Source organism: Neorhizobium sp. DAR64872/K0K18, assembly GCF_050500175.1.
Classification (GTDB): Bacteria; Pseudomonadota; Alphaproteobacteria; order Rhizobiales; family Rhizobiaceae; genus Neorhizobium; species Neorhizobium soli.
Genome location: NZ_CP191445.1, coordinates 695,056 through 707,401, shown reverse-complemented (window position 1 = coordinate 707,401; position 12,346 = coordinate 695,056). Strand labels below are relative to the sequence as shown.

The window sequence follows — 12,346 nt, the reverse complement described above, 5'->3', positions numbered from 1 at the left end:
AGAGAAAGACGATACGCGCCATTCGCGACGCGTATCGAGGCGGGGAGGCTTAGTAGAGAACGTTCTTGGCTTCCGGCTTGTCGATATTGTCCTTGGTGACGACGACGACACCCGTATCGACAAACTTCTCGACCTTTTCCTTTTTCAGGAGCTTGGAGATCGTCTTGACGCCGAGATCGCCCATCTGGAACGAGCCCTGGACTGCGATCGCCTGAAGCGTGCCGTCCTTGACGAATTCCTGCAGGTCCTGGTTACCGTCGAAACCGATTGCGACAAGCTTGCCCGACTTGCCGGACTGCTTGATGGCGCGGCCCATGCCGATCGCCGTAGGCTCATTGGCGCCGAAGATGGCCTTGAGGTCGGAATTGGCGGCTAGAACGTCCGTGGTCTGGTTCAGCGCCGTCGCCATCTGCGACTGCGAGTAGAACGGGCCGACGATCTGGAGCTTCGAGTTTGCCTTGATATAATCGGTGAAGCCACCGACACGGCCGATTTCTGAGCCGGCGCCTGCCACATAGGACATGACGGCGATCTTGCCGTCCTTGCCGACCTTCTCGATCAACGCCTTGGCAGCCAGTTCGCCGGCGGTCTTGTTGTCGGTCGCAAGGAACGACTGGTAATACTGTTCCGAGCCTTTGCTCAGCATCGAGTCGACGATTACGACCGGAATACGGGCTTCCCAGGCCTTCTTGACGGCGGGGATCAGCGCGTCCGGATCGGACGGCGCAAGTACGATGCCGGCGACGCCGCGGTTGACGGCGTTTTCGACCATGTTGACCTGGTCGGCAATGGCCGATTCCGATGCCGGACCCTGGAAGGTCATCGTGTTCCCGGCGCCGACTTCCTTCATGGCGGCATCAGCGCCCTTCTGGACGTTCTGCCAGAAGGTCGAGTTGACGGTCTTGACGATGACAGCGATCTCGGCTGCCTGTGCGGAGGCCGCACCCAAGATCATCGCCGAGGCAAGCAACGCGGTTGCTAGTTTCTTCATGTTCAATCCTCCTCAAATGGACGGCTTTGGCCGCCCCGGGGAACTCCCACCCCCATTATCGCGGAAAGGGTCCGCACCCTTCTTCACCGGCGGTTGCGCAGTTGATCGATCCAGACGGTGATCAGGATGACGAGGCCGATGATGATCTGTTGTGTGAAGGCGGAAACGCCGTTCATGTTGAGCCCGTTGCGCAGGATGCCGATGACGAAGGCGCCGATTGCCGTTCCGGAAATCGTGCCGACACCGCCAATCAGCGAGGTGCCGCCGATGACGGCGCTGGCGATGGCATCGAGTTCGTACATCACGCCTTCGTTCGGCTGCGCCGTCACGAGGCGGGACATCAGCACGCAACCGGTCAAACCAGCGAGCGTGCCTGACAATATATAGGTGAAATTGGTGACGCGGGCGACGTTGACGCCGGACAGCCGGGCTGCATCCGCATTCGAACCGACCGCATAGATATGGCGGCCGAGCACGGAGCGGTTCAGCATGAAGGACACGGCGATCGCGATCACGATCATCAGGATGACGGGATAGGGAATGCCTGGGAAGACCACCGTCGGAAAGCCATCGTCGCCGATGGTGACGACGCGAAACAACGAGCCGTTGCCGAGCACGCCGAAGGATTCGCCGAGGCCTGAGACGGCGCGGGCACCGGTGATCTGAAGTGCCACGCCGCGGGCGATCAGCATCATGCCGAGCGTCGCGATAAAGGGCGGCAGTTTCATCTGGGTCACCAGAATGCCGTTGATCAGGCCACACAGGCTGCCGACGAGAATGCCGACGAACATGCCGAGCGGAACCGGCAGGCCGAGCTCCTTGACGCAGAGAGCCGCGACGACGCCTGCCAGCGCGAGCACGGAGCCGACGGACAAATCGATGCCGCCGGTAATGATGACGCAGGTGGCACCGATGCCGAGAAGCGCGATCGAGGTGACCTGCAAGGCGATCGTCATCGCATTGTTGACCGTGAAGAAGGCGTTGCTGCTGAAGGAGAAAACCAGCACGAGAACGAACAGGCTGCCGAGTGCGGCAAACTTCTGGATGATGTCCTTTTGCCGGTCGCTCAGCGAAACACTGCGCGACTTCGAGGGTTCGGTAATATCAGCCATGCTTGCTCCTTGCGCCAGCGTCCGCACCTGATGTCCGGCTGTAGCCGGAGGCGTAGCGCATTATCTCTTCCTGGTTGGTCTTTGCCGTTTCCAGCACGCCGGTGATGCGGCCATGATGAAAGACCGCAACCCGGTCCGTCATGCCCATGATTTCGGGCAGTTCCGAACTGATCAGCACGACGCCGATGCCGTTTGCCGCCAGTTCGTCCATGATCCTGTAGATCGCGAGCTTGGCGCCCACGTCGATGCCGCGGGTTGGCTCATCGAAGAACAGGACCTTCGACTTGCGGAAAAGCCATTTGCCGATGATGATCTTCTGCTGGTTACCGCCCGAGAGAAGCCGCACCTGCTGCCGGATCGACGGCGTGCGGATGTTAAGGAGCTCGACATACTCGTTGGCGACCTTGTCCTGCGCCTTGAAATCGATCAGTCCCAAGCGATCGGAGAGCGCTTCCATGTTGGCGAGCGTCATGTTCGCATCAACAGGCATCTTGATCGCCAGCCCTTGTGCCTTGCGGTCTTCCGAGAGGTAGGCGATGCCCGCATCGATCGCATCCCGCGGCGAGGAGATCGACAGTGTCTGGCCATGCAGGGTGATCGTGCCGGCATCGATCGCATCGGCGCCGAAGATTGCGCGTGCGACTTCCGTGCGCCCGGCACCCATCAGGCCTGCAAAACCGAGAATTTCGCCGCGTCGAAGCGTGAACGAGATGTCGCTGAAGACACCGGTGCGATTGAGACCTTGCACGCCGAGAATGACGTCGTCACTGGGCGTCGAGGTTCTGTCGGGAAACTTTTCTTCCAGCGAGCGGCCAACCATTTTGGCAACGATGTCATCGACGGTCGTCGCGGCAAAATCGTCTGTGGCGATGTAACGACCGTCACGCAGGACGGTGACGCGATCGACGATTTCGGCCATCTCGTCAAGCCGGTGGGAAATGTAGACGACCCCGACGCCCGATGCCTTGAGATCACGGATGACCTTGAACAGAAGCCGCGTTTCCTGCTCGGTCAGAGACGAGGTCGGCTCGTCCATGATCAGCACTTCGGCATCCAGCGACAATGCCTTGGCGATTTCCACCATCTGGCACTGCGCCACGGAAAGCCCACGGACGGAGACATCGGGACTGATATCCACGCCGAGCCGGTCGAGGCAGCGTTTGGCATCTGCCCGAAGCTTCTTGCGATCGACCAGAAAGCCGCGGCGGGGCTCGCGGGCCAGATAGATGTTTTCGGCGACGGTCAGATGCGGAACGAGATTGAGTTCCTGGTGGATGATGGCGATGCCAGCGGATTCGGACTGCCGCGTCGACGAGAAATTCCGCTCTTCGCCCTTGTAGGTGATGGTTCCGGATGTGGGCTGATAAACGCCGCTGATGATCTTCATCAGCGTTGATTTGCCTGCGCCGTTTTCGCCGCACACGGCATGCACTTCGCCGCGACGAAGGTCGAAGCTGACGTCGGCCAGAGCTTTGACGCCCGGAAATTCCTTTGAGATGTTGTCGAGCCGCAGAAGTGCGTCAGCTGCTGGCACGCCAACGGCCGGGCGCAAACGCGCCTCGAGTACCGAATGATCGGTCTGCATCCTCCACATCCTCCTCTTGTCGCAAGCTTGCGACTGCCGGTCAGCTCCACCCATCCGGTCTGGCCAATATTGCTAGGCGGCCTTACCAAAATGGTCAAGCCAGTTTCGTGGCGAAGGGCGAAATTTGTGTTTTCTCAGGGTTACGGAACATATAGCTGTCGTCATTGGCCTTGCCAGTTCAACGGTCAGGCAATATGGTAAGGCCAGTTTTGGAGCGCTTATGAACGGAATTCGGATCCCGGAACGCCGGCTTTATCAACAGATCGCAGACCAGATCCGCGGCTTGGTGCAGAATGGGCAGTTTCGTTTCGGCCAGCGCCTGCCGGCGGAACGCGAGCTTGCGCAGCAGCTTGGTGTGTCGCGCCCGTCGCTACGCGAGGCGTTGATCGCGCTTGAACTGGACGGCACTGTCGAGATCCGCATGGGGTCTGGTGTCTATGTCGTTCCGGCCGCCGAGCGGCGCGCTGCATGGTCGGGGTCCATGGGAGAGAGCCCGGCCGAGCTGATGCAGGCGCGTGCGACAATCGAGGGTGCCGCCATCGTTCTTGCCTGCGCGCGCATCACGCCGGAGGCCCTTGCTACGCTTCGTCAGACGCTCGACGCGATGGCGATCGAGATAGAGGAAGGCCGCAAACCGGTCGACCAGGATCGCCAGTTCCACCTGACGATCGCCACCCAGTCGGGAAACAGTGTCATTGGCCGCATCATCGGCGATCTGTTTGACGATCGGCACAGCCCTCTTTCCGCCCAGCTTCGGGAGCATTTCGAAACACCGGAAACATGGAGTTGCGCCCTCGCGGAGCATGAGGAAATCCTGACCGCGCTGGAGGCGCGTGACGGGCTGCTAGCCCAGGCAATGATGCGCATGCATCTGGAGGAATCGAAACGCCGCTGGCTTGACCACTAGCAGCGGAAAACCATAACCAACCCCGATTTTGATACCTCCAGGGAGGAGGTCCATTATGAATGACATGACATCCCCGGTCATCGTGCTCAATACTGCCGATGACGTTGCCGTTGCCCGCCGGTCGATCCAGCAGGGTTCGCCCGTTGGTATCGAGGCCTTAATGGCGCGCGATCTGATCGGCCGTGGCCACAAGGTTGCGCTGCGGGCGATTGCGGCCGGCCAGGAAGTCAAGAAATACGGTCAGGTGATCGGTCTTGCGACGCAGGACATCGCGCCCGGCAATCACGTGCACCTGCACAATCTGGCCATGCTCCCATCCACCCATGAGCACCAGTTCTGCGTCGATGGTGGCGAACGCGCCCTTTTGCCGCTCGAGCAGCGCCGGACTTTTATGGGTTTCGATCGCGGCCTCGGCGGCGCCGGAACGCGCAACTACATCGGCATCATTTCTTCGGTGAACTGTTCCGCCACCGTCTCCCGTTACATTGCGGACTATTTCAACCGCATGGGTGGGTTGGACGGGTTCGGCAATATCGATGGCGTCGTGGCGCTGACGCATAGCAGCGGCTGCGCGATCAACAACAAGTCGGAAGGCTATCGCCTGCTGATCCGCACCATCCAGGGCTACGCCCGGCATCCCAATTTCGGTGGGATCCTGATGATCGGCCTCGGCTGCGAGACCAACCAGATCGCACCGATCCTCGAACATTACCGTATGGAGGAGGGCGAGCGGCTGCGGACGATGACGATCCAGCAGCATGGCGGTACCAAGAAGACGATCGACGCCGCGATCGCCATCATCAAGGAAATGCTGCCCATGGTGAATTCCGCGGTGCGCACGGAGCAGCCGCTGTCCAAACTGAAGCTTGCTCTCGAATGCGGCGGCTCGGATGGCTATTCGGGTATTTCCGCAAACCCGGCGCTCGGCCATGCTTCGGATCTGATCGTCCGCAATGGCGGCACGACCGTTCTTGCCGAAACGCCTGAGATCTACGGTGCAGAACATCTGCTGACGCGTCGCGCGTCGACACCTGAGGTCGCGCAGAAGCTTCTGTCGCGCATCGATTGGTGGCGCGACTATACGGCGCGCAACGGTGACGAGCTGAACAACAATCCCTCCTACGGCAACAAGCTTGGCGGTCTCACGACCATTCTCGAGAAGTCACTCGGTGCTGTCGCCAAGGGTGGCTCCATGCCGCTGAAGGCGGTCTACGAGTTTGCCGAGACGGTGACAGAGCAGGGCTTCGTCTTCATGGACACGCCCGGCTATGATCCGGTCGCCGTGACCGGCCAGGTCGCCGGCGGCTGCAACGTCATCTGTTTCACCACCGGCCGCGGCTCGGTTTCCGGCTTCAAGCCGGCCCCTTGCGTCAAGATCGCCACCAATTCCGAAATGTACGATCACATGAAGGAAGACATGGACATCAACTGCGGTGGGATCGTCACCGGCGACGAGACGATCGAGCAGTCCGGCGAGCGTATTTTCGAGCATGTGATCGCGGTCGCCTCCGGCGAAAAGACCGTGAGCGAGATCTACGACTATGGCGACAACGAATTCGTGCCATGGCAGGTCGGAGCCGTGACCTGACGGAAAACGGATATTGCCCGTGCTGAAAACCGTGCTTACACCTGAGGGATAAGCCAAGCATGGGGAATCGCAGCGCATGACGACCAGCCGTTACTACTCGAATATGGGTGGCCTGCCGCCCCAGACGGACCTTCTCAGCAGCAAGGCGGTGTTCACCACCGCCTATGCGGTCATCCCGCGTACTGTCATGAGCGACATCGTCACCAGCATGCTGCCGCATTGGGAGAATGCGCGGGCCTGGATCATTTCCCGGCCGCTCTCCGGTTTCGCCGAAACCTTTGCGCAATACATCATGGAAGTCGCTCCGCAGGGCGGTAGCGCTCGTCCCGAGCCCGACCCGCGCGCCTCGGCCGCCATCTTCGTCGTGGATGGGGAAATGACGATCGAGATGGACGGCCAGCAAAACCAGTTGCGGACCGGATCGTTTGCCTATCTGCCGGCAGGCTCGGAATGGCAGATCTGGAACCGCAGTGACGCTCCGGTGCGGTTCCACTGGGTTCGCAAGGCGTTCCAGGTGGTCGATGGTCTGGACATGCCGCCGGAGATCTTTACCCATGAAGACGACTGCGTGCTCGACCCTATGCCCGATACGGACGGCAAATGGGCGACGACCCGCTTCATCGATCCCTCAGACATCCGCTATGACATGCACCTCAACATCGTCACCTTCGAGCCGGGTGCGGTGATCCCGTTCATGGAAACCCACATCATGGAACACGGGCTCTATGTTCTCGAAGGCAAGGCCGTCTACCGCCTGAACCAGGATTGGGTCGAGGTGGAAGCCGGCGACTATATGTGGCTGCGCTCCTACTGCCCGCAGGCCTGCTATGCCGGTGGTCCCGGTCGCTTCCGCTACCTGCTCTACAAAGACGTCAACCGGCATCCCGCACTGTAACGGGACCTGCCGAAGCCGTTGCTGCACACGGCTTCGGCAGATCTCCCACCGAAAAATTTATCAAATGGTCAAAAATTTATCAGCCGATAAAATATCTTCGAGGCGCCGTCTGGCAAGTCATTGAAACTTATGAGAGGCTACAACTGGCACGTAGCTTGCGTCCGTTCTGTTTATCGCATTGCCTGGAAATCCAGCATGGAAGGATCGGAATATGGAAGTCGGAGTCTTCATCCCAATCGGCAACAACGGTTGGCTGCTTTCGGAAAACGCACCGCAGTACAAGCCGTCGTTCGAGCTGAACAAGGAAATCACGCTCAAGGCCGAAAAATACGGGTTTGATTTCGCGCTGTCGATGATCAAGCTGCGCGGCTTCGGCGGCAAGACGGAATTCTGGGACTACAATCTGGAATCCTTCACGCTGATGGCAGGCCTTGCCGCCGTCACGTCCAAGATCAAACTGTTCGGCACGGCCGCAACACTGATCATGGCACCGGCAATCGTTGCGCGCATGGCAACGACGATCGACAGCATTTCCGGCGGACGCTTCGGCATCAATCTGATCACCGGCTGGCAGCGCCCCGAATACAGCCAGATGGGGCTCTGGCCCGGCGACGACTATTTCGCCGATCGCTATGCCTATCTCGGCGAATACACGACCGTTCTGAAGGAACTCCTGACCACCGGTCAGTCGGATCTCAAGGGCAAGTATTTCCAGATGGACGACTGCCGCATGAAGCCGATCCCGGAAGGGGATGTGAAGGTGATCTGCGCGGGCTCATCCAATGCCGGCATGGCCTTCTCGGCGGAATATGCCGATTACAGCTTTTGCTTCGGCGTCGGCGTCAACACACCGAAGGCCTTTGCGCCGACCAACGAACGGCTGCTGGCAGCCACCGAAAAGACCGGCCGCGACGTGCGCTCGTTCGTGCTGACCATGGTTCTTGCCGAGGAGAAATCCGAAGACGCTTGGGCCAAGTGGGAGCACTACAAGGCCGGTGCCGATCAGGACGCGATCAAGTGGCTCGGCCTTCAGAGCGCTGTTGATACCAAGTCCGGCTCCGATACCAATGTCCGCCACATGGCAAACCCGGTTTCGGCGGTCAACATCAACATGGGAACGATCATCGGCTCCTACGCCGAAGTCGCGGCGATGCTGGACGAAATGGCGGAAGTGCCGGGCACCGGTGGTGTCATGCTGACCTTCGACGATTTTCTCGAAGGCATCGAAAAGTTCGGACAATTCGTGCAGCCGCTGATGAAAAGCCGCCAGCACATCAAGATGGAACTGGAGGCTGCGGAATGACTGCTGTCGCAGGATATCAGGCACCGGCAAGCCGTCTGGAAAGCGTGACGCTTCCCGCACGCCCGGAACCGATCTCGATGAAGCCATCGGAAACCGCCGTCGTCGTCGTCGACATGCAGAACGCCTATTCGACGGAAGGCGGCTATGTCGATCTTGCCGGCTTCGACATCGCCGGCGCCAAGGGTACGATCGCGAATATCAAGAAGACGCTGGATGCAGCGCGCGAGAACGGCGTGCAGGTGATCTATTTCCAGAACGGTTGGGACAAGGACTATGTGGAAGCCGGCGGCCCCGGCTCTCCCAACTGGCACAAGTCGAATGCGCTGAAGACCATGCGGGCGCGGCCGGAACTGCAGGGCCAGCTTCTTGCCAAGGGCACCTGGGACTACGCGATCGTAGACGAGCTGCAGCCGAAGCCTGGCGACATCCTCGTGCCGAAGACCCGCTACTCGGGCTTCTTCAACACCAATATGGACAGCGTTCTGCGCGCACGCGGCATCCGCAATCTCGTCTTCGTCGGCATTGCCACCAATGTCTGCGTTGAAAGCTCGCTGCGCGACGCGTTTCACCTCGAATATTTCGGCGTCATGCTGGAGGATGCGACCCATCATCTGGGGCCGGATTTCATCCAGCAGGCGACCGTCTACAACGTCGAGAAATTCTTCGGCTGGGTCGCGACCGTCAATGATTTCTGCGGCGCCATCAGCCAGGCCGCTCCCACCGATATGTGAACGTCAAGACAATAGAGGAGAACGCTATGCCAAAGTCGATCATCGTTCCGGAAGGAACCCAGAAGCCGATCGCGCCCTATTCGCCGGGAACGCTGGCAGACGGCATTGTCTACGTCTCGGGGACCTTGCCCTTCGACAAGAACAACGACGTCGTCCATGTGGGTGATGCCGGAGCACAGACACGTCACGTCCTGGAGGTCATCAAATCCGTCATCGAGACCGCCGGCGGCACGATGGAGGATGTCACGATGAACCATATCTTCATCACCGACTGGGCGAATTATCAGGCCGTGAACAAGGTCTACGCGGAGTATTTCCCGGGCGACAAGCCAGCCAGGTATTGCGTTCAGTGCGGCCTGGTGAAGCCGGACGCTCTGGTTGAGATCGCCACAGTCGCCCACATCGGCAAGTAACGGCATGGTTCACTACGATATTTTCGGCGCGTCGGGAGAGGACGCGCCGACCATCATCCTGTCCTCCGGCCTCGGCGGCAGCGGCGCCTACTGGACGCCGCAGATCGAGGCGCTTTCCGAGCACTTCCGGGTGGTCACCTACGATCATTTCGGGACCGGCCGTTCACCCGGCGAGGTGCCCGAGCAAGGCGGCATCGCGGCCATGGCGGATGACGTCCTGGAGCTCGCGGAAGAGCTCGGCCTCACGACATTCAGCTTCATGGGCCATGCGCTTGGTGGTCTAATCGGGCTCGAAATCGCCGCACGACAGCCGGAGATGATCGACAGGCTTGTGCTGATCAATGCATGGGACAAGGCCGATCCGCATTCCGGCCGCTGTTTCGACGTGCGGATTGCGCTTCTCAAAAACTCCGGCGTCCCGGCCTTCGTGAAGGCGCAACCGCTGTTTCTCTATCCGGCCGTCTGGATGTCTGAAAACGCCGAACGCATGAATGCCGAGGAGGCGCATGCAGCGGCCCATTTTCAGGGCGAGCAGAACATCATGAGGCGCATTGCAGCTCTGAGAAGCTTCGACATCGGCGACCGGCTTGCCGAAATCACCCATCAGACCTTGCTGGTCGCCACTAAGGATGATCTCCTTGTGCCCTACACCCGCTCGGTACGGCTTTCGAACACGATGCCCAATGCCGAACTCGCTTTGCTGGATTTCGGCGCACATGCGGTGAATATCGTTGATGCACCGAAATTCAACAAACTCGTGGTAGATTTTCTAAGCCGGGTTTGATTTCATCTGTACGCTCGAGCTGAAAGTTTTGAGATAGCCATGTCCGTGAATGCATCTGCCCCTGCGCTCGACGTTAATCCAGAAGTCGTTGACGCACGGATGAACTTCCGAAACGCGATGTCGCGCCTCGGCGCCGCCGTTCATATCGTCACCACGGATGGACCGGGTGGCCGTGCCGGATTTGCCGCCACCGCAGTTTGCAGCGTTTCCGACAGTCCCCCGACGCTTCTCGTTTGCCTCAACCGAACCTCGAGCGCCTATTTGCCGCTTAAGGAAAACGGCGTCCTCTGCGTCAACGTCCTCTCGGCCGACCATGCAGACCTCAGCCAGCTTTTCGGGGGTAAGACGCCCGTCGATGAACGGTTTGCCGGAGCAACGTGGGCGCCGCTAACAACGGGCAGCCCGGCACTCGAGGACGCTCTCGTCTGTTTCGATTGCCGCGTTGTGTCCGTTGCCGACGGTCACACGCATGACATCCTGATCTGCGAAGTGCTCACCACGGTGCAGCCAAAGGCTGGTCAGTCGCTTATCTATCTCGATCGAAAGTATCACGCGCTTTAGTGGGGAGTGACATTGGGGTTTATTCAGACGAGCAATGCTCGGATGATCGCCCAAGGTCAAAGCGCATGGTCTGAACGTAAGGGCAGGAGTTCATGGGAAGCACAATGTGGTGCCTGGCAGCTGTCGCGGAAATCGCGATTGTCGTCGCGGCGGTCGTCTATACGGCGCGCGACCGCCGGAAGCAGCAGCGGAAAAGCCGCCGAAACGCGTACAGAAACGGCAACCGTTAAGACGTTTGTTCTGCGGTAGAAAATCGATGTTCACCGGCAGACTTTAAACCGATCCGGTCATCGAGATCTTCTGCGACCGACCGGGTTCCCGAGAATGCCGCGCGAATATGTCTCGGGGTCCCGTACGGTCAGCGTTGAAGCACGCTGATTCTCATGGATCGACGCTTTGCAGGTGAACGGACCGGTTGTCCCGAATTGGAACGCACACCCTCGTGCATGGTCCTTTTTGGTAAGCATCTGAGTGAATATCAACCACCTCATTCGCGTTGTTTTTCAACGAGTTCTGACATTGTTTCAGAATTAACTATCGCACTACATATCAATTGAGTGATGGACGGCGAGGGCTATATCTCATCGTAGAAAGGTCCCCGCAAGCCGTGGTCTGACCTTCCAAACGAGGCAGATATGGGTAAGCCATCACTACATCCTGGCGACGTTTACGCACAGGAAAGCACGATGGGCCAGTGGCCCACGACGCTGCTTGGCGGTCTTCCCGTTGTCCGCTGCAGCATGGATGAGGCGGCGCAGGGTTTCATCGATGAAGCGCTCCTTCACCGGGGCAGCAGTGCCAAGCCGTTCTATTCCACCTCGGCAAACGGACAGGTGATCGCGATGTGCGCGAAGAAGGCCGACTTCCAGGAGTTGATGCTGGAAGCCGACCAGATCCACGCCGATGGCATGCCCATGATCATGTATTCCAGAATGTTTTCGTCGCATCCTGTAACTGAACGGATCGCGACGACCGATCTCGTGCATTCCGTGGCAGTCAAGGCAGAGCGGGCAGGTGTCAGTTTCTATTTTCTCGGCGGAACCGAAGAGGTCAACGCCAAGGCAGTCGCCGCAATGCGGACCAGGTATCCAAACCTAACCTTCGCTGGGCGCAGAAACGGCTACTTCAAGCGTGGCGAAGAGGATGCGGTGATCGCCGACATCCAGGCAAGCAAGCCCGATATTCTATGGATCGGGTTGGGCTTTCCACTTGAGCAGGCCTTTGTCAGCCGGAACATCGACCGGTTGCGATCTGTCGGTGTGATCAAGACCTCAGGCGGTCTGTTCGACTTCGTCTCGGGGAAAAACGCCCGCGCGCCGTTGTGGATGCAGCGGTACGGGTTGGAGTGGGCCTACCGGATGTATAATGAGCCGCGCCGGCTGACGATGCGGTATCTGCTGTCAAACCCGGCTGCCATTCGAGCGCTGTTCACCCACTCGAATTGATCGGGTGCTGACTTCCGATAAAGGCAGGTCA

At 59.4% G+C, this 12,346-nt stretch carries 12 protein-coding genes; 9 read left to right on the top strand and 3 right to left on the bottom strand.

Annotated features, from left to right (window positions below; translation table 11 throughout):
- Positions 1 to 49: 49 nt before the first annotated feature.
- The 3 genes from ACQY1P_RS03165 to ACQY1P_RS03155 form a co-directional block, all read right to left on the bottom strand.
- On the bottom strand, positions 50 to 991 hold the full coding sequence (locus tag ACQY1P_RS03165) for an ABC transporter substrate-binding protein (RefSeq protein ID WP_113110057.1): 942 nt from the start codon (positions 989 to 991) through the stop codon (positions 50 to 52).
- A gap of 83 nt (positions 992 to 1,074) precedes the next feature.
- The gene (locus ACQY1P_RS03160) at positions 1,075 to 2,103 is read right to left on the bottom strand and encodes an ABC transporter permease (protein ID WP_062458936.1); all 1,029 of its coding nucleotides are present in this window, start codon (positions 2,101 to 2,103) and stop codon (positions 1,075 to 1,077) included.
- Complete coding sequence (locus tag ACQY1P_RS03155; protein ID WP_430252842.1) at positions 2,096 to 3,688, bottom strand: sugar ABC transporter ATP-binding protein; 1,593 nt, start codon at positions 3,686 to 3,688, stop codon at positions 2,096 to 2,098. Before ACQY1P_RS03155 ends, ACQY1P_RS03160 begins: the two co-directional genes overlap by 8 nt.
- A 220-nt stretch (positions 3,689 to 3,908) precedes the next feature.
- On the opposite strand from ACQY1P_RS03155, the gene ACQY1P_RS03150 reads away from it, so the two are divergent.
- The 9 genes from ACQY1P_RS03150 to ACQY1P_RS03110 all read left to right on the top strand — a co-directional run bounded on the left by ACQY1P_RS03150 (position 3,909) and on the right by ACQY1P_RS03110 (position 12,315).
- On the top strand, positions 3,909 to 4,595 hold the full coding sequence (locus tag ACQY1P_RS03150) for a FadR/GntR family transcriptional regulator (RefSeq protein WP_062458943.1): 687 nt from the start codon (positions 3,909 to 3,911) through the stop codon (positions 4,593 to 4,595).
- A 55-nt stretch (positions 4,596 to 4,650) separates the two neighbouring features.
- Entirely contained in the window at positions 4,651 to 6,183 is a 1,533-nt protein-coding gene (locus ACQY1P_RS03145; protein WP_430252840.1) for a UxaA family hydrolase, read from the top strand.
- 76 nt (positions 6,184 to 6,259) lie between these two features.
- Positions 6,260 to 7,078 carry a bifunctional allantoicase/(S)-ureidoglycine aminohydrolase gene (locus tag ACQY1P_RS03140; RefSeq protein WP_325264532.1) on the top strand — a complete coding sequence of 273 codons (819 nt, stop codon included), beginning with the start codon at positions 6,260 to 6,262 and terminating at the stop codon, positions 7,076 to 7,078.
- A gap of 211 nt (positions 7,079 to 7,289) precedes the next feature.
- Positions 7,290 to 8,381 carry a pyrimidine utilization protein A gene (rutA, locus tag ACQY1P_RS03135; protein WP_430252838.1) on the top strand — a complete coding sequence of 364 codons (1,092 nt, stop codon included), beginning with the start codon at positions 7,290 to 7,292 and terminating at the stop codon, positions 8,379 to 8,381.
- Positions 8,378 to 9,112 carry a pyrimidine utilization protein B gene (gene rutB / locus ACQY1P_RS03130; protein WP_062576451.1) on the top strand — a complete coding sequence of 245 codons (735 nt, stop codon included), beginning with the start codon at positions 8,378 to 8,380 and terminating at the stop codon, positions 9,110 to 9,112. The genes rutA and rutB overlap by 4 nt, the downstream gene beginning before the upstream one ends.
- A gap of 26 nt (positions 9,113 to 9,138) precedes the next feature.
- Positions 9,139 to 9,525, top strand: a complete 387-nt coding sequence (gene rutC / locus ACQY1P_RS03125) for a pyrimidine utilization protein C (RefSeq protein WP_062458958.1) — start codon at positions 9,139 to 9,141, stop codon at positions 9,523 to 9,525.
- Positions 9,526 to 9,529: 4 nt separating this feature from the next.
- On the top strand, positions 9,530 to 10,309 hold the full coding sequence (gene rutD, locus ACQY1P_RS03120; protein ID WP_430252836.1) for a pyrimidine utilization protein D: 780 nt from the start codon (positions 9,530 to 9,532) through the stop codon (positions 10,307 to 10,309).
- 39 nt (positions 10,310 to 10,348) lie between these two features.
- Complete coding sequence (locus ACQY1P_RS03115; RefSeq protein ID WP_092664216.1) at positions 10,349 to 10,870, top strand: flavin reductase; 522 nt, start codon at positions 10,349 to 10,351, stop codon at positions 10,868 to 10,870.
- Between the two features lie 686 nt (positions 10,871 to 11,556).
- Positions 11,557 to 12,315, top strand: a complete 759-nt coding sequence (locus ACQY1P_RS03110) for a WecB/TagA/CpsF family glycosyltransferase (protein ID WP_430252834.1) — start codon at positions 11,557 to 11,559, stop codon at positions 12,313 to 12,315.
- Positions 12,316 to 12,346 lie beyond the last annotated feature (31 nt).